Below are 19,424 nucleotides of genomic sequence, written 5' to 3' on the forward strand. Positions count from 1 at the left end.
GCGGCAAAAATCGAAAAGGCCAAAAGTGCCCGGTCTCACATTGAAGGGAAGTCCTGCCCGGCAAGTGCCTCGTCGGGCCCGGTTTCCAGCAGGCGCTGGTAGAGGTTGTGGTCTTGCCAGTGGCCCGCGATCTTCAAATAGCGCGGCGCCATGCCGATCTGCTCGAAGCCGCATTTTTGCAGCACCCTTTGCGATGCGTGATTGTGCAGCAGCGTGCTGGCTTCGATGCGGTGCAGGCCAAGGGCCGAGCCGGCGATCCGGCAGGTGGCGCGCACCGCGAAGGTCGCTAATCCCCGGCCGGCCAGCTTGGCATCCATCCAGTATCCGAGGTTGGCGCTTTGAAAGGGCCCCCGGACAACCCCGGTGAGGGTGAAGCGTCCGATGATCCGGCCCTCCTCGAAGAGCGCCGCCGGATAGGCGAGCCCGGCGGCGTGGCTACCGAGCTGGATTTCGAGATTCCTCCGCTGCCAGTCCGGCGTGAAGAATTCCTCGGTGCGCTCGGGTTCCCAGGGGGCCAGGTGTTCCCTGTTTCGACGATAGGCGGCGGCCAATTCCTCAGCGTCGCCCAGGTGAAGGAGGCGCAGTATCGCGCCGTGGCTTGAACTCACTGGAAATTGCATAACGCTCCTCGGGAAGCAAAAAAATTCCCACTCTTTCGAGTGGGAATTTCACTTTGTGCGCCCAAAGGGATTCGAACCCCTGACCTTCTGTTCCGTAGACAGACGCTCTATCCAGCTGAGCTATGGGCGCATATTTATTTGTTTTGCTCCGCCGTGGCGAACCTCGAATAACTATACAGGTGGTTGCGTGTACGTACAAATCGAGGGCGCGTATCGCCGGGAAGCGGCGGAAAACCGGTTTTATGAAGAACCGAAAAGGGTACCGGTCTACGTGACCTTCATCACATTAACGCGGGGTGTTGAATTGGCAAACCCCCGGAATTCCGGGGATCTGTACTAACTCAGTTTAGCCCACCTTGAATCGTGAGGTTTGAGTCACAGGGTTTGGGGAAGTGCCACCCCCTAGCCTTGTTTTATCGCTAGTTCAGCCCAATGGAGGGAATCGACAATGAGCACGAGCTCGGATCAGAACGTAATCGACGCAGCGCCCACTTCGCATGTGAAGCTGGCAGCCTGGGTCGAGGAAGTTGCCGCACTGACGAAGCCGGATCGTGTTTATTGGGTTGACGGATTAGCTGAAGAGAATGACCGCCTGTGCGCCGAGCTTGTTGAAGCCGGCACCCTGGTCAAGCTGACCGACCCGAACTTCCCCAACTCCTACGCCGCATTCTCCGATCCCAAGGACGTTGCCCGCGTAGAAGAGCGCACCTTCATCTGCTCCGAAAAGGAAGAAGATGCGGGCTTCACCAACAACTGGGAAGACCCGAAGATCATGAAGGAGCGTCTGAACGGCCTGTTCGACGGCTCCATGCGCGGCCGCACCATGTACGTGATTCCTTTCGTCATGGGCCCGCTGGATGCAGAGCAGCCAGCCTACGGTGTCGAGCTCACCGACTCCGCCTACGTTGTCACCTCCATGCGCATCATGGCCAAGATCGGCAATGAAGTCCTGCGCAAGATGGAAGCGGAGAACGCTTTCTTCGTTCCTGCACTGCACTCGATTGGTGCCCCGCTTGAGCCGGGACAGGAAGATGTCGCCTGGCCGTGCAACGAAGACAAGTGGATCGTGCACTTCCCTGAAGAGCGCGCCATCATGTCCTACGGCTCCGGCTACGGCGGAAATGCCCTGCTGGGCAAGAAATGCTACTCGCTGCGCATTGCCTCGGCCATGGCCCGCGACGAGGGCTGGCTTGCCGAGCACATGCTCATCCTGAAGCTGACCAGCCCGCAGAACAAGTCGTACCACATCGCGGCCGCCTTCCCGTCGGCCTGCGGCAAGACCAACCTAGCGCTGCTGGATCCGACCATCGACGGCTGGAAGACCGAGACCCTGGGCGATGACATCAACTGGATGCGCATCGGCAAGGACGGCGAGCTGCGCGGCGTGAACCCGGAATACGGCCTGTTCGGCGTGGCACCGGGCACCGGCTGGTCCACCAACCCGAACGCCATGCGCGCCATCACCAAGGGCAACTCCATCTTCACCAACGTCGCGCTGACCGACGAAGGCGGCGTGTGGTGGGAAGGCATGACCGACGAGGCTCCTGCGCACCTGACCGACTGGCTGGGCAACGACTGGACCCCGGAGTCCGGCACCAAGGCAGCGCACCCGAACTCCCGCTTCTGCACCCCGATCGACCAGGTCGACATGCTGTCGCAGGACTACTACTCGCCAAACGGCGTGAAGATCGACGCGATCCTGTTCGGCGGCCGCCGCAAGACCACCATCCCGCTGGTGACCGAGGCCCGCAGCTGGACCAACGGCATTTTCATGGGCTCGACACTGTCCTCGGAGACCACCGCGGCAGCTGCCGGCGCCGTGGGCCAGGTCCGCCGCGACCCGATGGCCATGCTGCCATTCATCGGCTACAACGCCGGCGACTACCTGAACCACTGGGACCAGATCTCGGGCAAGCTCAACCCAGAGCAGATGCCGAAGATCTTCCTGGTCAACTGGTTCCGCCGCACCCCTGAGGGCGGCTTCGCCTGGCCTGGCTTCGGCGACAACTCGCGTGTCCTGAAGTGGGCAGTCGAGCGCATCGAGGGCACCGCGGACGCCAAGGAAACCGCCATCGGCTACGTGCCAACCGGCGAAGCCCTGGACCTGACCGGTCTGGAAGGCTTCACCCCGGCCGACGTGGAAACCGCCGTTGCGGTGAACACCGACGAGTGGCTGACCGAGGTCGAGAGCATCGAAGAGTGGTACGCCAAGTTCGGCGAGGCGCTGCCGGCTTCGCTGCGCGCCGAGCTGGACGGCCTGAAGGCCCGCCTGAGCGCCTAGGCATTACAAGAGGATCCCCGGCCACCCGCCATCCGCCCTTCGGGGCGGAGCACGGGTGCCGGGGATTTTTTGCGCCCGCCGGGATTCCTAACCCAGCTTCGGCTGGTGGAAGCGGTCCGCGGTGTAGACCAGGGCGCTGGCCGCGACGATGGCGCAGGCGAGCGCGGTGATCGAGAAGGCAATGGGAGAGTTATCGCCGCTCAGGCCGACCAGCGGGGTGGCCACCGCGCCGATGAAGAACTGCGCGCAGCCCAGCAGCGCGGAGCCGGATCCGGAAACCTCGCGGACCTCGGCCACGGCCAGCCCGGTGGTATTGCCCATGGTGAAGCCCACCGAGGTCACCATGACGAAGATGACCGCGCCCAGGGCCAGGCTGCGCACCCCCAGCTGGGCCATGACGGCCATGGCGATGCTGGAGGCCAGCAGGACGCTCAACGCGATGCTGATCGTGCGGCGCAGCGGTACGCGTGTGGCCAGCCGGGCCGAGACCAGACCGGCGGTCACCAGCCCCAGCGAATTGATGCCGAAGAAGACCGCATAGCCCTGCGGGCTCAGGCCCATCACGTTCTGGTACAAGAATGGCGAGGCGGAGATGTAGGCCATCATCGCGCCGAAGGCGAACGCGAACTGGATCATGTAGCCCACGAACCGGGGCTTGGACAGCGCGATGCGCAGCGGCGCCACGAAGCTTCCCGTCGAGCGCTGGTGCTGCGGGTGGGTTTCCCGGTAGATGCCGAAGGAGCCCGCCGCCATCAGCAGCGCAATCAGAGCGATGAACCACAGCACGGTGCGGAAACCGCCAAACTCGCCGAGCACCGAGCCGATCAACGGTGCCACAGCCGGTGCCACGCCGCCGAAGGTCATCAGCAGCGAGAAGATGCGGGCGGTCTGCACGCCCCGGGTGGTGTCAGCGACGATGGCCTTGGAAATCACCAGGCCTGCCGCGCCGCCCAGGCCCTGCAGGGCGCGGGCTATCGTCAGCGTCGTCAGCGTAGGCGCCACGGCTGCCACGATGGATGCGACGACAAACAGCGCGGTGCCCCAGCGCAGCGGCTTGGCCCGGCCCAGCCGGTCGGAGAGCGGCCCCCAGAAGATTTGGCCGAAGGCGATGCCCATCAGGAACGCGGTCAGCGTGAGCTGGATTCCCGAAGCGGACGTGGCGAATTCGCGGGTCATTGCCGGAAAAGACGGCAGGTACATGTCGGTGGCCAACGGGCCGGTGGTGCCCAGCAGGATCAGCAGGGCGAACAGCGGCGGCGTCAGGCGGGAACGTTCAGGGGCATTGGGCATGAGGCAATTCTATGGATCGCTGCAGGTGAACTGGGAAAGATGACCGCGCAATGCGCGGCGTATGAACCAAGGTCACAATCGGGGAACACTTTTCCCACGCCCGGGCGGGTGGGTGCAAAATCAACTAACTGTGAAAAGATGAAGTTATGGTTTTGGCACGATTGATCCTCGGGCTGTTGTGCTTGTCGCCGATGACCGGCTACGAGCTCAAGAAGCATTTTGACTCCTCTATTAACCACTTCTGGAATGCAGACAAGGCGCAGATCTACCGCACCCTGGCCCAGCTGGTGGACCAGGGGTACGCCACCGTGCGCACCGTCCCCCAGTCGAACTATCCGGACCGGCAGGAACACCACATCACCGAGGCCGGCCGGGAAGTGCTGAACCAGTGGCTTTCCAGCGGGGCCGCCCGCTCCCCGGAACGCGATCCGTTCATGGGGCAGGTCTTCTTCGCCGCGGAGCTGGAGCGCGAGGGCATCGAGCAGCTGCTGCTCGAACGCCGCCAAGCCACCCAATACGTGCTGGACGACTACCTTTCCCAGCGCGAGGGGATCGACATGCGTGCGGCAGCTGACCGCCGCAGCTTCCTCATGGCCGCCACCTTGGACCATGCAATCAGACAACAGGCCGCCGAGCTGGAGTGGCTTGACGCAGTATTGGAGCATTTGCCATGACCTCTGCCAACGACCAGGGAAAGAACCCTATGGCCGATCCGGCGCGGGACGCGACCGACTATCCCGAGGTGCATCCGGCGCGCCGAAAGCCCGAGGACAGCGCTCCGGTGCAGACCCTGGTCTTCCTGCACGGCGGCAACGTGGGCAACTGGAGCTGGGATCCGCAGGTGCTGGCCTTCGGGGACTTCAACATCCTCACCCTGCATCTGCCGGCGTTCGGCGCCCGGTTCGAGGAGAACTGGGAGGGCCTGGACTCCGCGGCGGACGATGTCGCAGCGCTGATCGCTGACGAGGTTTCCGAGGGCGGCGTCCACCTGGTGGGCATGTCCCTGGGCGGCGTCATCGCCCTGCACGTGGCGGCGCGCCACCCGGAGCTGGTCGAGTCGGTATTCGCCACCGGGGTGTCGATCGCACCGCTGGGCACCGCGGCCAAGGCGGTGCAGCGTATGCAGCTGAAGCTGATCGGCAGCGAGTGGTATTGGAAGTTCCAGGCTGGCGCCTACGGCATGGTGGACAACGAGCGCGAGCTGTTCGCCGAGCACGGGGTCAAGCTCAAGCCGGAGAACATGCGCGCGATCATGGGCGACCTCGATTCCGGCGGACTGCCGGCGGACCTGTCGGCCTACACCGGTCCCGCCCTGGTGCTGGCCGGCGCCAGCGAGCCGAAGTTCGTCCAGCGCTCCTTCCCGGCCATCGCCGAGGCCCTGCCGCAGGCGGCCATCCGCGTGGTTCCCGGCATGCACCACCAGTGGAATATCGAGAACCCGCTGCTGTTCAACTCGGTGCTGCGCCGCTGGATCACCGGGCAGCAGCTGCACCAGGTGCTGCGTGAGCCGGTGGAGCCCAAGCTGCGCGGTGCATCGTTCAAGCGCACCTCCACCCTGGAGGAAATCGACCCGCAGGAAGCAGAAGCCGCCGCCGGCGCGGCGCAGGCCCCTGACGCCGGCGCGGCCGATAGCGGCCAGCCCGCCCCGGAATCCAAGGCCAGGGGCTTCGCCGACCGGCTTGATCCGCGCAAGCTGGACCCGCGCAAGCTCGACCTGAAGAGCGCGCTGTCCAAGAAGCCCCCGGTGGCCAAGCGGCCTTCCGAATCCGACGGCTCCGCCGAATAGTTTCCCGGCAGACAGAACAGCCCGGACTGGACCCCCATATGGCCAGTCCGGGCTGTTCCGGTCTAGTGGGCTGCGCGCCTTAGGCGGCGAGCCAAACGTCCGGTCCGAAGACCTCGTAGTGGATGTGCTCGGCCGGTATGCCGGCGGCCAGCGCCTGCGAGCGCACCGCGTGCATGAACGGCAGCGGGCCGCAGAGATAGACCTGGCTGTCGGCGGTCAGCGAATCGGTCAGGTCCATGTAGCCGGCCTTGGCGTCCAGGCCCTCGGGCAGCTCGCCGCGCTCGAACCAGGTGCGGATCTTGGCGTTGGGCAGCTGGCCCAGCGATTCGAGCATCTGCTCGCGCAGTGGCCAGGAAGCGAACTCCTGGTCGGCATGCAGCACGGTGATCTCGCGGGTGGAGCCCGCCGCGGCCAGGGTCTGCAGGGCCGCGGCGCTCGGGGTGCAGCCGATGCCGGCCGTGGCGATGACCAGCGGGGCGCCCTCGGTGTCGATGACCAGGTCGCCGTACGGGTTGGACAGCTCCACGACGTCCCCGACCTTTAGCGAGTTGTGCAGGACCGGGGTGAATTCGCCGTCCACGTCCAGCTTCACGGTGACGGTGCGGCGGGTGGTGGACTCGACGTCGTTGCTCAGGGTGAACTGGCGGACCTGGCGGATGCCGTCGGCCATCGGCATGCGCATGGAGACGAACTGGCCCGGCTTGGCGATGGTGGCGGCGGTGTCATCGGCCGGTTCGAAGCTGAAGCTGACCGAATCCGCGCCGGTCGCGGTGCGCTCGACGAGCTTCCAGTTGCTGTAGATGGTGGCGTTGGCCTGCCGGGCGTAGAGGCCCTTCTCGATCTTGATCAGCGCCTGGGCCATCAGCCAGTACACCTCGGTCCAGGCTTCGGCGATTTCCGGGGTCAGCGCGTCGCCCAGGTCCTCGGCGATGGCTGCGAACAGGTGCTCGTACACGATGCCGTACTGCTCCTCGACGACGCCCAGCGAGGTGTGCTTGTGGGCGATGCGGGACAGCATGGTCTCCGGGGTGGTTTCCGGGTTGTTGACCAGGTAGGTGGCGAAGACCGCGATGGATCCGGCCAGCGCCTGCTGCTGGGTGCCGTTCTTCTGGTTCGAGCGGGAGAACATGCCATCCAGCAATTCCGGTCGGGCGGCGAACATGCGCTGGTAGAACTTCGGGGTGATGCTCGAAATTCGTTCGGCGATGATCGGCAGGGTTGCTTCGATGACCGGGCGGGACTGGGTGGACAGCATGGTGTATCTCCTCGGAGAGTGTCTGGTTTATCTTGCATTTGAAATGCAAGATTTATGCTTTAAGTTCTACGCCACGTAGAAACGAATTGCAAGTTGAGCTGCGGCACATCCGGAAAATTCCGGTTTGACTAGTGGTTTTCTGGTGGGAAAGATTACGCGCTGCGTCGCACGGTGGGGAAAGGCAGCAGCGTGATGGCCGGGGAAGTCTCGCAGATCTCCTGGATCGTCAGCGGATCCAGGGCCGCGTAGAAGGCCTCGCGGGCCGCGCGCAGGGCGCCGCGCAGGCGGCAGCCGCCGGCCAGCGGGCAGTTGCCGTTCGCGTCGTGGTCGGTGCAGTCAACGACGTCCTCGCGCTTGTCCAGGGTGCGCAGCAGGGCGCCGACCGAGGTCTGCAGGCCGGTCTGCGTGATTGAGGCGCCGCCGTTGCGGCCGCGCACCACGTCCAGCACGCCCAGCGTGCGCAGCTCCAGGACCGCCTTGGTGACGTGGTTGTAGGGCACCGAGACCAGGTCCGCGATCTCGCGGCTGGTCAGCTGGCCGGCTCCGGGCGCGCCCAGCACCATGACGGTCCGCAGGCAGACATCGGCAAAGGCGCTGAGTTTCATGTTCTCCAGTCTACGACGACGCCCTCCGGCCGGTCAGCGGTGCAGGTCACTGCTGGTCGGCCGGAGGGCGTGAAGTTGTTGCGGGCTCGTTTTAGCGGGCGTTGGCCCAGACGGCTTCTGCGGCTTCGGCGGCAGGGTCCTCGAAGGTCCACTCGCCGCCCGGCTCGGCCGGCATCAGGTAGGGCTGCACGATGGCCAGCGCGGCGCCGACCTTGTGCTCGGCCACCACGTGGATGGCGTCCTGGTCGTTCTCCTGGAGCAGCACGTCCGAGGCGATGGCGATGGCCTCGAAATGGGTGCCCTGCTGGTTGAGCACCTCCACCAGGTCCGCGGCCATGGCCTCGGTGTCGATGTCGGCTTCCGGATCCTCCGGGTCGTCCGTCGGCGGCACCGCGATCAGGCGCAGTTCGCCCTCGTCGGAGCCTTCCTGCGGCTCCAGGCCGATGGCGAAGGGCAGGAAGACGCCCTGCTCCTCCAGCTGCTCGCGGGCCACGCCCAGCGCGGTGCTCAGCACCTTGTTCAGCGCGTCCTTGACGCCTTCGTCCAGTGATTCGAAGTTCATGGCTGTCCCCTAGTCGGTTGGCTGTTCTTGGCGCACGATCGCCAGCACGGCGTCGCGGATCGGTTCGATGATTTCTGCGGTCGCGCCCTCGCCGTTGAACCGCAGGTACGGTTCGGTGTTCGACGGGCGCAGGTTGATCCACCAGCTGCCGTCGGCCGCGGCGATGGTGGTGCCGTCCATGGTGGAGATCTCCACCGGCTGGCCCTCGAAGCGGGCCACGACCCGGGCGGTGGCCCCGGCCTTGTCCTCCACCTCGGAGTTGATCTCCCCGGTGGCGACGTAGGGCTCGTATTCGGCGCCCAGCTGGGACAGCGGCAAGTCCTGCCCGCCCAGCGCCGCCAGCACGTGCATGGCGGCCAGCATGCCGGTGTCGGCATTGTAGAAGTCGCGGAAGTAGTAATGGGCCGAGTGCTCGCCGCCGAAGACCGCTCCCTGCTCGGCCATCTCCGCCTTGATGAACGAGTGGCCCACACGGGTCATCACCGGGGTGCCGCCGGCGCGGGTGACGAATTCAGGCACTGCCTTGGAGGTGATCAGGTTGTGGATGACCACCGGGCTTGCCTCGCCGGCAGCCTGCACGCGGGCGATTTCGCGCACTGCCACCAGCGCGGTGATGGCCGACGGGGACAGCGGCAGGCCGCGCTCGTCGATGACGAAGCAGCGGTCGGCGTCGCCGTCGAAGGCCAGGCCCAGGTCCGCGCCGTGCTTGAGCACCGCCGCCTGCAGGTCCTTGAGGTTCTCCGGCTCCAGCGGGTTGGCCGGGTGGTTCGGGAAGGTGCCGTCCAGCTCGAAGTACAGCGGCACTATTTCCAGCGGCAGGCCGTCAAGCACCGCGTCGCCCAGCACCGCAGGGGTGGTCAGCCCGCCCATGCCGTTGCCGGCGTCCACCACGATCTTCAGCGGGCGGATGGCGGACAGGTCGACCAGGCTGCGCAGGTAGCCGGAGTAGTCGGCCAGCACGTCGCGGCGGCTGACCGAGCCCTGCGGGGCGTCGGAGGAGACCGGCAGGCCCTCGTCGAGGTACTGCTGGGCCAGGTCGCGGATGTCGTACAGGCCGGTGTCCGAAGAGATCGGCAGCGCGCCGGCCTTGGACATCTTGATGCCGTTGTACTGGGCCGGGTTGTGGCTCGCGGTGAAGACGACGCCGGCGGCGTCCAGCTGGCCGGAGGCGAAGTACAGCTCGTCGGTGGAGATCTGCCCCAGCATCACCACGTTGGCGCCGCGGTAGGTGGCGCCCCGGGCGAAGGCCGCGGAGAATTCGGCCGAGGAGGGGCGCATGTCGCCGCCCACCAGCACGGTGTCCCCGGTCAGGCCCAGGATGTCGACGAAGGCCGCGCCGATGGCCTCCACTGCTTCGGCGTTCAGCGACTGTCCGACGATGCCGCGCACGTCGTAAGCCTTGAAGCTCTGGCTCAGATCAATTTCTTCACTCACATCTTTCAGCCTACCGGCTGGAACGGCACGTTGGCCGGTGGATCACGCCGTGGACCATGGGAATTGCCTTACATTTCAGGCCCGTGCCGCACCGCGGATCCCCAGCGCGCGTGCGGTGCGGGCATTTCGTGGGTGGGAACTGAAATACTGGGGGCATGGATGCCTCACTGCACTCGGACCTGCTGTCCTCCGCCACGGCCAAGCTGCGCGCCCTGGTGCGCAACCCGGACGCGCAGTTCCACGACGGCCAGTTCGAAGCGATCAGCGCGCTGGTGGCCCAGCGCCGCCGCGCCCTGGTGGTGCAGCGCACCGGCTGGGGCAAGTCCGCGGTGTACTTCATCGCCTCTCTGCTGCTGCGCGAGCAGGGCTTCGGGCCGACGCTGATCGTCTCCCCGCTGCTGGCGCTGATGCGCGACCAGGTGACCGCCGCCGAACGTGCAGGGGTGCGCGCCGCGGCGATCAACTCCGCGAACGTGCTTGAATGGCGCGAGATCCTGGAGAAGCTGCAACGCGACGAGATCGACGTGCTGCTGGTCTCCCCGGAACGGCTGAACAACCCGTCCTTCCGCGAACAGCAGCTGCCGATGCTGCTGGACCGACTGGGTCTGCTGGTGATCGACGAGGCGCACTGCATCTCCGACTGGGGCCACGACTTCCGCCCCGACTACCGCCGCATCCGCGATTTGATCAACAAGCTGCCTGCCGGGCTGCCGGTGCTGGCGACCACCGCGACGGCCAACTCCCGGGTGGTGGAGGACGTGGCCGAGCAGCTGGCCGGGGGAGCGGGGGAAGTGTTCACCCTGCGCGGCACGCTGGCCCGCGATTCGCTGCGCCTGGGGGTGCTGCGGCTGCCGTCCCCGCGCATGCAGCTGGCCTGGCTGCTGAGCCATATCGAGGATTTCACCGGTTCGGGCATCATCTACACGCTGACGGTCTCCGCCGCGGAGGACATCGCCCGGATGCTGCGCGAAGCCGGCCACCAGGTGGCCGCCTACACCGGGCGCACCGATCTGGAAGAGCGCGAACGCCTGGAAGCGGCATTGAAAAACAATGAGGTCAAGGCCCTGATCGCCACCAGCGCGCTGGGCATGGGCTTCGACAAGCCGGATCTGGGTTTCGTGATCCACATCGGAGCCCCCAGCTCTCCGGTGGCCTACTACCAGCAGGTCGGCCGCGCCGGCCGCGGCAGCATCAACGCCGACGTGCTGCTGCTCCCGGGGACCGACGACGCTGAGATCTGGGAGTACTTCGCCACCAGCTCCATGCCTGACCAGGTGCGCGCCACCGCGGTGCTGGAGGCGCTGGGCCAGGCCGACGGAGCGATGAGCGTCCCGGCGCTGGAGAGCGCGGTGAACTTGCGCCGTTCCCCGCTGGAACTGCTGCTGAAGGTGCTGGCCGTGGACGGCGCCGTGGAACGCGTGGCCGGCGGCTGGATGCGTACCGACCTGCCTTGGTCCTACGACGCTGACCGCTACAAGCGCGTGGCCGCCAGCCGCGTGCACGAACAGCGGCTGATGATCGACTACGAGAACACCCGCGGCTGCCGCATGGAGTTTTTGACCGCGTCGTTGGACGACCCGCGCTCCGCTGCCTGCGGGCGCTGCGACAACTGCGCCGGCGCCTGGTACAACGACCACATTCCCGAAGAGTCCAAGGACAACGCGCAAAATGCCCTGGGACGCGCCGGGGTGAGCATCGAACCGCGCAAGCTCTATCCCTCTGGACTGAATCGGCTGGGGCACACGCTCAAGGGCAAGATTCCCGAGGACGAGCAGGTCTCGATCGGCCGGGCGCTGGCGCGCCTGACCGATCTTGGCTGGGGCAACCGGCTGCGCCAGCTCTTCGCCGATCCCGCCGACCGCCCGATCGACAAGACAATGTTCGAGGCCTGCATCAAGGTGCTCTCGGAATGGAACTGGGAACAGCGCCCGGTGGGCGTGGTGGCGATGCCGTCCTCCACCCGCCCGCAGCTGGTCACCTCGCTCGCGCAGCAGCTGGCCGCCGTGGGTCGGCTGAGGTACCTGGGACAGCTTGAATACCGGGGGAAGCCGCCGCAGAACGGGCCGGGCGGCAACTCGGCCTTCCGTGTTGCGGCGGTGGCCGATGCCTTCGAGATCCCGGAACCGCTCGAGGCGCTGCTGGCCAATGCCCCGGGGCCGGTCATGCTGGTCGACGACCTGACCGATTCGCGGTGGTCCTTGGCCATGGCCGGAAGGGCCCTGCGCATCGCCGGGGCTCCCGGTGTTTTGCCTTTCACTTTGGGAATCGCTGGGTAAATGTTCAGTTAAACGAAGTACGCTGGATGTATGGAATTTCTCATCTGGCTCATCGTCATCATTGCCGTGATTGGCCTGGGCTACCTCGGGTTGCAGTCGCTTCGCAAGAAGAACTCCGCGGAAGTTGCCCAAGCGGTGACGCGTGAGGCCGCGCAGGCGGCTAACGCGAAACTGGACGATGCCTCGCGCAACGCCATCTACCGTAACCTCGCCAAGGGCGATGTCATGGGGGCGGTGCAGAATTACCGCGCGGTGACCGGCGATACGGTGAAGAACTGCGTTATTGCCGTGCGCAGCCTCGACAAGTACCCGCAGACCGCACCGGCCAAGGAGCTTCCGGTCAGCGAAGAGGACATTCAGGCGCTGCGCGAAAAGCTGGAAGCGCAGACCGCCATCGATGAGGGAACCCCGGCTTCCGAGCCCGCCCAGGCAGAGCAGCTCCCTGCGGAAGGCCCGGCGTCTTCCGAGGATTCCTGGGTCATTCCGCAGGAATGGCATGACCAGTTCGGCTCCGAATCCGAGCCAAGCGCCACCCACTTCAAGATGGCGTTCGAACTCGACGGAGAGCAGCGTGAATTCTCCAGCGAGCAGCTTCCGCCCAATGAATACGACCAGCTGTTTTCCATGCTGCGCGATTCGAACTTCGCAGGCGCCGCAAGTGTCCTGCACGGCTACACGGGGCTGCCGCTGGAAGACCTGGAGCGCATGATCGCCTCCTCGCCGATGTCCGGAGACAACATCCAGGGCAATGTGGCGGACTTCCGTTTCGAGGGCCAGGGACCCGACGGTCCGGTGCACTTCGACGCAGCAGATCTGCCGGAAGCCGAACGCGAGGCGCTCTTCGACGCCATCGCCGATAACGACCTGCAGAGCATGACCGACATCATCGCCCGCCACACCTCGCTGCCGGACGACATCGTGCAGAACATGCTGCGCACGTTCGTCAAGCGCCAGGACTAGGTGCCGGCATCGCGCGACTGGGAGATCCATGAACGTTGGGGACACGCCGTTGTACCAGTGGAAATGACTTGTTAGTCTGGATTCCACATTTCGCCGCAACGAATTGTGGAAGGGGATCGACCATGTCAGACAAGAAGGCCGACAGGTCCCAGCCGGGCGAGACAATCGGCGACGACGCACTGCGCAACGAGTTGCTCAATGCCGAAGCAGCCAAAAACCTCAAGCAGGCTGAAGACCAGGTCAAGGAGACGGCTCACGACGTTGAACGCAACCTCAAATAGATAGTGCTTTGCGAAAACCCCGGGTTTAGACCCGGGGTTTTCGCGTATCCGGAAGCGGCGACGCCACAAGCGCCCGGAATTATGAAACCGACGTGCGGAAAATTCCTCGAGAGTGTCCTTGTTCACTGTTTTCTTCAAGCAAATAAGGTTTAAACGCTCCTACCCAGAGCGTGAGGCTCGTCGCTACCTAGTTTGTCTTTGCAAACTACCTAGTTTTAGCGATCTGGTCGATATTTCTTGCTTCGGGATGAAATGAGCGGTAATCTCAGAAGTGCGTTAAGCGGTTGACTGGACATTATGGGGATGCTTCTGGTCGCTGGAACATTTGGTTGGGGGACCGGGTGTTCACCGTGTAGGCCCCGCAGGATTCGTTAGGATTCTGCGGGGCCTGACCATTTAAGTTGGAGAATGCCGGAACCGGACGTGCGGATCGCTTTACCGCGGCGCCGGATAGTCTCGGGGGAGGAAGCTTGTTAAAAGCAAAACCCCCTAGTCATCTAGGGGGTTTTTGGCGGACACGGGGGGATTTGAACCCCCGGTCGAGTTTAACCCCGACCCTTCATTAGCAGTGAAGTCCATTCGGCCGCTCTGGCACGTGTCCATCCGCTGTTTCCAGCAGAATTAAGCCTACCCGAAGATGGGCGCGTGTTCCAAAACGAGGGTTCTACCTGACCTGGCGCCATAAGAACTCGTAGCTGGTCGCCAGCATCTTGGCCGTGGATTCATTGTCTGTCGACCCTGCGTGGCCACCGCCGTCCGGCTCGTGATAACGCACGTTCTCGATGCCCAGATCCATCATCTTGGCCGCCATGACGCGTGCCTGCGACGGTCCCACCCGGTCATCCGAGGTCGTTGTCCAGATCAGCGACGCCGGATAGTCGTCGTGCGCGTGCGGCTGGTCCGAGAGCCGGTGGACGGGGGAGAAGGTGCGCAGGAATTTCCAGTCCTCCTCGACCTCGGGATCGCCGTACTCGGCAATCCAGGAATGCCCGGCGGCCAGCTGGGTGTAGCGCTGCATGTCCAGCAGCGGGACCCCGCAGGAGATCGCGCCGAACAGCCGCGGGTATCCGGAGATCATGTTGCCCATGAGCAGTCCGCCGTTGGACCGGCCGGTGGCCGCCAAATGCGCCCGCCGGGTGACTCCTCGGGCCACGAGATCCTCGGCGATGGCCGCGAAGTCCTCGTACGCGCGGTGGCGCTTCTCCCGCAGCGCCGCGCGGTGCCAGGCCGGGCCGTATTCCCCGCCGCCGCGGATGTTGGTCATGACATAGACCGGGCGGCGGCCGCTGGCGGTGCTGCGGCTGAGCCATCCGGCGCCCATGGCCGGTGCATAACCGGGAATCATGCTGTGCTGGAACCCACCGTATCCGTCCATGAGCACCGGGTTCTTCCCGTCCAGTGGCATCTGCCGGGCCGAGACCTGGAAATAGGGAATCCTGGTTCCATCGGCCGACCGCGCGAAATGCTGCGTGACTTCGAATCCGGTGGCATCGAAGCGCTCGGGCGAGGTCTTGACGGCAGCCTGGCCGCCGCCCACGGTGCCCCGCAGCAGCGTGGTTGGCGTTATGAAACCGGTGATGGTCATCCAGTAGTCGTCCGGCCGTTCGCCATCCTCGTCATCCACCGCGGCCACCGAGACGCTGAGCATCGGGTCTTCCAGCGGAAGCGTGGACTGATCAAAATTTTTGATCAAGTCGATGACGCGGACTTCCGCGGCAACGTCCTTCAGGACCGTCAGCAGCACATAATTCGCAGTGAAGCTCAGCGACTGCAGCGAGGTGCTGGCATCCGGGGTGAACAGTAGCCGTTCCAGCGTGCCGTCCTCCAAGAACGACTCAAGCTTGGCCAGAGCCAGCGAGCCGGCGGGGATCAGCTGGCCTAGGTGCGTCCAGTCGGTCTGCGGGGCCAGCAGCAGCCACTCGCGGTGCAGGCTGACCTCGACATCGGTGGGCGCCTCGATAATCCGGTGCTCTGAGCCGAGCATCACGCCGGTGCGCGAGTTGTAGAAGTCGATGGCATCCGTGGTGACGATCCGCTCGAATCCCGGGGTGGAGTCGAAGTAGCCGAAAGCTGCCACGTGCGCCAGATCCACCTCGTAGACGACCTCGGCGGCTTCGAGGTCCGCCCCGCGGGAAAGCCGCCGCAGGGTGCTGGCGTAGGTGGAGCGCGTCGTGTTCGCCTCGGTGGTGGCGGAGCCGACCAGCAGGGTGTCCGCATCGATCCAGGAGACGTTGGTCTTGGCGACGGGCAGGTCGAAGCCGTCCTCCGGGAAGTCGAGGGCATCCAGGTCGAATTCGCGCACCCGCACCTGGTCGCCGCCGTCGGGACTGAGCCGGATCAGGGCACGACGGTGCGGTTCGCCTTCGGCGGGACGCAGCAGCTGCGAGCCGGCGAAGTGCCACTCGCTGCCTTGCTGCTCGGCGTAGGCGTCGAGGTCCAGCAGGGTTTCCCATCGGGGCGAGTCCGTCAGGTAGGAATCCCAGGTTGTGCGGCGCCACAAGCCCAGGCGGTGCTCGGCGTCGCGCCAGAAGTTGTAGTAGTGGTTCCCGCGCTTGGTGACCATCGGGATGCGGTCCTGGGAATCCAGCACGGTCTTGATGCGCTGGACGGTGCCGTCGAACTCGGTGTCGTACAACTCGGCCTCGGTGCGTTCGGTTTGCCGTCGGACCCAGTTCAAGGCGGTTGCATCGTGGATTCCCTCGAGCCAGGTATAGGTATCGGGCAGATGGGCGGCGGTGGAAGCACGGTCAGTCATGCTCACAGTCTAAGGCTCGGTGCGGAACGTGCGCCGGAGGGTAATACCCTAGGAGTGTGAGCACCTTGACGCAGAACCCCCGACCCGAGTTCAGCCTGTCCATCGTCGGAGCCGGGCCGCGCGGCACGAGCGTTGTCGAGCGCCTCGCCGCACTGGCCCAGAAGCTTCCCGATGCGGCGGTGCGTGTGCGCGTGACAGTTTTCGATCCGTACCGTCCGGGCTCGGGCCATGTCTGGAGCCCGAAGCAGTCGGACCACTTCCTGATGAACACTCCGGCCTCCTTCCCCACGGTGGCCCCGGAACGCCGGGGCAGCGAACCCGGGCTGAGCTTCCGCCAGTTCGTCGCCGCGCAGGGGGACGGCAAGCGGATGAGCGAAGCCCACGCTGCGCAGCTGCACGGCATCCAGGACGGCACCTATCCTGCCCGCGCGCTCTACGGCGAATACCTGGAGCACGTGTACGACACGAGTGCCGCGATCCTGGCCGCGCACCCCGGCTTCGAAATTTCCCATGTGCAGGCCGAGGTCGTGGCCGTGCGCCCCGAAGCGAACGGCTACCGCGTGGAATTCCGCCGCGGCCCGGAAGGGCAAGGCACAGCTGAAACACTGGAAGCCGACGGAGTGGTGCTCGCCCTGGGGCACCAGAGCGCGGAACTGAACCCGTGGCAGAAGCAGCTGCAGCGTTCGGCCGCCCAGTCCGGTGCCACCTACATGCCCCCGAACGTGCCAGCGGACCTGGACTACTCGCAGTTCGCCGCGGGCCAGCCCGCACTGGTCAGGGGACTGGGGCTGAACTTCTTCGACGGCATGGCGGAGCTGACCGCTGGCCGCGGAGGCATCTTCCGGGAAGTCGGCGACGAGCCCGGCTCCCGGTTCGAGTACGTGGCCTCCGGGCGTGAACCGCAGCTGGTGGTCGCCTCGCGCCGCGGAACGCCGTACTGGGGCAAGCCTGTGGTGGACCAGTTCATCCCGGACGAGATCAGCCTGCACCATTTCGACGCGGAAGAGCTCATCGGCAGGCTGGCCGAGGCGCGCGCCGGGAACCCGGAGGCGGCGCTGGTCTTCTCCCGGCATATCTGGCCGAGCCTGCACCGCGACATCCTGCTGGCCTACTACCGCCAGTGCGCCGTGAACTGCGACGGCCGCTGGGAGATTCCGGCCGCCGAATTCATCAGGTCGCTCGAGGCGATCCTGGACGCTGAGCACCACGAAGGCAGCCAGGTCTGGCTGGGCAAGCTGCGCGAATTCATCGCCGGCTTCCCGGAGATCAAATGGCTGGACGTGCCGGCCCTGGCCCGCCCCTTCGACGAGGTGGGCTTCGGCTCCAGCGAGGAGTACCAGCAGGCGGTACGCGACTACATGCAGGAGAACGCGCGGCGCAGCGCCGCCGGACTGGAAGATCCGCTCTCCCGCGCCATCATGACCATGAACCTGGGGCGCATGGTCATCAAGGACCTGGTCGCCAATGGGATCCTGGACGAGCAGTCACGCATCGAGGAAGTGCAGGCGCACTTCGAGCCGCTGGTCGAAGGACTATCCTCCGGACCGCCGCTGCAGCGCATCGAGCAGCTGCTCGCGCTGTCGCGCGCCGGACTGGTGACCTTCGTCGGGCCGGATCCGGAATTCGGTTTCGACGAGGTCAACGGCCAGTTCACCGCCTCATCGCCCTGGGTAGATTCGGAAGTGCACACCGCCCGGACGCTGTGCGAGGCCATGATGCCCGCCAACCGCGTCCTGCAGAACGACTCCCCGCTGATCACCCAGCTGCTGTCCGAGCATGTGGCCCGAGTGCACACCTGGAACAACGCCGAAGGCGAGGTGCTGCCGGGCAGCGGCTTCGACGTGGTGGGACAGCCCTACCGGCTGGTCAACAGCGAGGGGATGGCACACCGGGGGATTTTCGTGCTGGGCTTGCAGCTGTCCTCGGTGCAGTGGGGCACGGCCATCGCAGCCCAGGCCGGGAGCATCGAGAACCCCGCGGCCAGAACCTTGCAGGACGCGCAGTATGTGGTCAACGAGGTCGCCCGGCTCGTGGGGCTTCCCTACAACGAGCTGCAGCTGGAGCACGGCGCACCCGCTTATGAGATGCAGCCGTAGGTTCCAAGGAGTTCCCGTGGAATGAAAAACCTCCGGAACTCGGGGAACCGAGAACCGGAGGTTTCTACTCACGCGGATGGTATGGGATTTGAACCCATGAGACGGGGTTGCCGCCTACTGGTTTTCAAGACCAGCTCCTTCGGCCGCTCGGACAACCATCCAACCCGAAAAATTATACGGCATGAATAGCTAGGGACAGGAATTGGCAACGATGAACGACGTTATGAACGCCTATATTTACCGCGAAGCCGGCGGCCCGGAAGTGATCGAAGCGCAGCAGCGCGAAGTGCCTGTGGCGGGGCCGGGGGAGGTGCTGATCAAGACCGCGGCCTTCGGGCTCAACCGGGCCGATGTCCAACAGCGCCGCGGCGTGTATCCGCCGCCGCCCGGCGCGAGCGACATCCCCGGACTGGAAGTGTCAGGAACCGTTGCGGCACTGGGTGAGGGCGTCACCGGGTGGAACCTCGGGGACCGGGTGGCCGCACTGTTGGCCGGCGGCGGCTACGCCCAATACGTCAACGTCGCCCAGGAACTGCTGATCCGCATCCCCGACGGCATGTCCTTCACCGACGCGGCCGCGCTGCCCGAGGTGGCCGCCACCGTGGTGTCCAACCTGTTCCTGGAAGGCGGGCTGCGCCAGGGGCAGAGCCTGCTGGTCCATGGCGGCGCCGGAGGCATCGGTTCCATGGCGATCCAGCTGGCCAAGGCCGCCGGGGCTACCGTCTACGTGACCGCGTCCTCGGCCGACAAGCTGGAGTACTGCGCGCGGCTGGGCGCGGATGCGGGGATCAACTACAAGGACGAGGACATCCTGGAACGCGTCAAGGAACTGACCGGCGGCCGCGGGGTGGATCTGATCCTGGACGTGGTCGGCGCCAAGTACCTGCAGTTGAACCTCAAGGCGCTCGCCGTCGGAGGCCGGCTGGTAGTCATCGGACTGCAGCAGGGTGCCAAGGCGGAGTTGAACCTGGGACTGCTGCTGGCCAAGCGCGCCAGGATCATCGGCACCACGCTGCGGGCCAGGCCGCTGTCCGAGAAGTCGGAGATCATCCAGGAGACAGTGCAGCGCGTGATGCCCCTGCTGTCGGAGGGCAAGCTGGAGCTGAACGTCGGCAAATCCTTTGAATTTTCCGAACTGGCCAGGGCCCATGAATATTTCGACTCCGGCGTGCATACCGGAAAAATTGTCATCGAAGTTTGATTTGTCCCCATCGGGTGGGCGT

At 65.3% G+C, this 19,424-nt stretch carries 15 protein-coding genes and 3 tRNA genes; 8 read left to right on the forward strand and 10 right to left on the reverse strand.

Translation table 11 applies throughout. The features are described from left to right. Window positions 1-35: 35 nt before the first annotated feature. On the reverse strand, window positions 36-620 hold the full coding sequence (locus tag C1H84_RS13870; protein WP_113607694.1) for a GNAT family N-acetyltransferase: 585 nt from the start codon (window positions 618-620) through the stop codon (window positions 36-38). Between the two features lie 56 nt (window positions 621-676). Further along, window positions 677-750 (reverse strand) — tRNA-Arg (locus C1H84_RS13875). Between the two features lie 318 nt (window positions 751-1,068). Here C1H84_RS13875 and C1H84_RS13880 point away from each other — a divergent pair. Next, window positions 1,069-2,901, forward strand: a complete 1,833-nt coding sequence (locus C1H84_RS13880) for a phosphoenolpyruvate carboxykinase (GTP) (protein ID WP_113607695.1) — start codon at window positions 1,069-1,071, stop codon at window positions 2,899-2,901. An 87-nt stretch (window positions 2,902-2,988) separates the two neighbouring features. On the opposite strand, the gene C1H84_RS13885 is transcribed toward C1H84_RS13880, so the two are convergent. Continuing rightward, complete coding sequence (locus C1H84_RS13885) at window positions 2,989-4,191, reverse strand: multidrug effflux MFS transporter (RefSeq protein WP_113607696.1); 1,203 nt, start codon at window positions 4,189-4,191, stop codon at window positions 2,989-2,991. 146 nt (window positions 4,192-4,337) lie between these two features. Between C1H84_RS13885 and C1H84_RS13890 the strand changes: the two genes are divergently transcribed. Together C1H84_RS13890 and C1H84_RS13895 are read left to right on the forward strand one after the other, a co-directional pair. After that, on the forward strand, window positions 4,338-4,865 hold the full coding sequence (locus C1H84_RS13890) for a PadR family transcriptional regulator (RefSeq protein ID WP_047117965.1): 528 nt from the start codon (window positions 4,338-4,340) through the stop codon (window positions 4,863-4,865). Next, window positions 4,862-5,977 carry an alpha/beta fold hydrolase gene (locus C1H84_RS13895; RefSeq protein WP_113607697.1) on the forward strand — a complete coding sequence of 372 codons (1,116 nt, stop codon included), beginning with the start codon at window positions 4,862-4,864 and terminating at the stop codon, window positions 5,975-5,977. Before C1H84_RS13890 ends, C1H84_RS13895 begins: the two co-directional genes overlap by 4 nt. A 79-nt stretch (window positions 5,978-6,056) precedes the next feature. On the opposite strand, the gene C1H84_RS13900 is transcribed toward C1H84_RS13895, so the two are convergent. The 4 genes from C1H84_RS13900 to C1H84_RS13915 form a co-directional block, all read right to left on the reverse strand. Next, a complete protein-coding gene (locus C1H84_RS13900; RefSeq protein ID WP_047117964.1) occupies window positions 6,057-7,232 on the reverse strand; it encodes a globin domain-containing protein in 1,176 nt (391 codons plus the stop codon). A gap of 152 nt (window positions 7,233-7,384) precedes the next feature. Further along, window positions 7,385-7,837, reverse strand: coding sequence for an RrF2 family transcriptional regulator (locus C1H84_RS13905; RefSeq protein ID WP_047117963.1), 453 nt, complete (start codon window positions 7,835-7,837; stop codon window positions 7,385-7,387). Window positions 7,838-7,928: 91 nt separating this feature from the next. Then, window positions 7,929-8,399: a hypothetical protein gene (locus C1H84_RS13910; protein ID WP_047117962.1), complete on the reverse strand. Its 471-nt coding sequence runs from the start codon at window positions 8,397-8,399 to the stop codon at window positions 7,929-7,931. 9 nt (window positions 8,400-8,408) lie between these two features. Then, window positions 8,409-9,842, reverse strand: coding sequence for a phosphomannomutase/phosphoglucomutase (locus tag C1H84_RS13915; protein ID WP_425323568.1), 1,434 nt, complete (start codon window positions 9,840-9,842; stop codon window positions 8,409-8,411). Window positions 9,843-9,988: 146 nt separating this feature from the next. On the opposite strand from C1H84_RS13915, the gene C1H84_RS13920 reads away from it, so the two are divergent. From C1H84_RS13920 to C1H84_RS18305, 3 genes are all read left to right on the forward strand, one after another. After that, window positions 9,989-12,109 (forward strand): RecQ family ATP-dependent DNA helicase, encoded by a 2,121-nt coding sequence (locus C1H84_RS13920; protein ID WP_113607699.1) that lies wholly within the window; start codon window positions 9,989-9,991, stop codon window positions 12,107-12,109. A gap of 30 nt (window positions 12,110-12,139) precedes the next feature. Continuing rightward, complete coding sequence (locus C1H84_RS13925; protein ID WP_113607700.1) at window positions 12,140-13,069, forward strand: hypothetical protein; 930 nt, start codon at window positions 12,140-12,142, stop codon at window positions 13,067-13,069. Between the two features lie 122 nt (window positions 13,070-13,191). After that, window positions 13,192-13,350: a hypothetical protein gene (locus tag C1H84_RS18305; RefSeq protein WP_157359297.1), complete on the forward strand. Its 159-nt coding sequence runs from the start codon at window positions 13,192-13,194 to the stop codon at window positions 13,348-13,350. 509 nt (window positions 13,351-13,859) lie between these two features. Here C1H84_RS18305 and C1H84_RS13930 read toward each other — a convergent pair. After that, a tRNA-Ser gene (locus C1H84_RS13930) sits at window positions 13,860-13,951 on the reverse strand. Between the two features lie 63 nt (window positions 13,952-14,014). Beyond that, a complete protein-coding gene (locus C1H84_RS13935; RefSeq protein ID WP_113607701.1) occupies window positions 14,015-16,105 on the reverse strand; it encodes a prolyl oligopeptidase family serine peptidase in 2,091 nt (696 codons plus the stop codon). A 56-nt stretch (window positions 16,106-16,161) separates the two neighbouring features. Between C1H84_RS13935 and C1H84_RS13940 the strand changes: the two genes are divergently transcribed. Further along, window positions 16,162-18,201: an FAD/NAD(P)-binding protein gene (locus C1H84_RS13940; RefSeq protein ID WP_113607702.1), complete on the forward strand. Its 2,040-nt coding sequence runs from the start codon at window positions 16,162-16,164 to the stop codon at window positions 18,199-18,201. 73 nt (window positions 18,202-18,274) lie between these two features. Here the strand turns inward: C1H84_RS13940 and C1H84_RS13945 are convergent. Then, window positions 18,275-18,362, reverse strand: a tRNA-Ser gene (locus C1H84_RS13945). Window positions 18,363-18,424: 62 nt separating this feature from the next. Here C1H84_RS13945 and C1H84_RS13950 point away from each other — a divergent pair. Beyond that, a complete protein-coding gene (locus C1H84_RS13950) occupies window positions 18,425-19,402 on the forward strand; it encodes an NAD(P)H-quinone oxidoreductase (RefSeq protein ID WP_053799312.1) in 978 nt (325 codons plus the stop codon). Window positions 19,403-19,424 lie beyond the last annotated feature (22 nt).

Source organism: Glutamicibacter soli (assembly GCF_003309065.1).
In the GTDB taxonomy this organism is placed as follows: Bacteria; Actinomycetota; Actinomycetes; order Actinomycetales; family Micrococcaceae; genus Glutamicibacter; species Glutamicibacter soli.

Bases quoted from the DNA above. Each gene is read 5' to 3' on its own strand.
- C1H84_RS13905 (WP_047117963.1), bottom strand. From the start codon at position 7,837: ATGAAACTCAGCGCCTTTGCCGATGTCTGCCTGCGGACCGTCATGGTG.
- C1H84_RS13890 (WP_047117965.1), top strand. From the start codon at position 4,338: ATGGTTTTGGCACGATTGATCCTCGGGCTGTTGTGCTTGTCGCCGATG.
- C1H84_RS13885 (WP_113607696.1), bottom strand. From the start codon at position 4,191: ATGCCCAATGCCCCTGAACGTTCCCGCCTGACGCCGCCGCTGTTCGCC.
- C1H84_RS13935 (WP_113607701.1), bottom strand. From the start codon at position 16,105: ATGACTGACCGTGCTTCCACCGCCGCCCATCTGCCCGATACCTATACC.
- C1H84_RS13870 (WP_113607694.1), bottom strand. From the start codon at position 620: ATGCAATTTCCAGTGAGTTCAAGCCACGGCGCGATACTGCGCCTCCTT.
- C1H84_RS18305 (WP_157359297.1), top strand. From the start codon at position 13,192: ATGTCAGACAAGAAGGCCGACAGGTCCCAGCCGGGCGAGACAATCGGC.
- C1H84_RS13900 (WP_047117964.1), bottom strand. From the start codon at position 7,232: ATGCTGTCCACCCAGTCCCGCCCGGTCATCGAAGCAACCCTGCCGATC.
- C1H84_RS13910 (WP_047117962.1), bottom strand. From the start codon at position 8,399: ATGAACTTCGAATCACTGGACGAAGGCGTCAAGGACGCGCTGAACAAG.
- C1H84_RS13920 (WP_113607699.1), top strand. From the start codon at position 9,989: ATGGATGCCTCACTGCACTCGGACCTGCTGTCCTCCGCCACGGCCAAG.
- C1H84_RS13925 (WP_113607700.1), top strand. From the start codon at position 12,140: ATGGAATTTCTCATCTGGCTCATCGTCATCATTGCCGTGATTGGCCTG.
- C1H84_RS13895 (WP_113607697.1), top strand. From the start codon at position 4,862: ATGACCTCTGCCAACGACCAGGGAAAGAACCCTATGGCCGATCCGGCG.
- C1H84_RS13880 (WP_113607695.1), top strand. From the start codon at position 1,069: ATGAGCACGAGCTCGGATCAGAACGTAATCGACGCAGCGCCCACTTCG.
- C1H84_RS13950 (WP_053799312.1), top strand. From the start codon at position 18,425: ATGAACGCCTATATTTACCGCGAAGCCGGCGGCCCGGAAGTGATCGAA.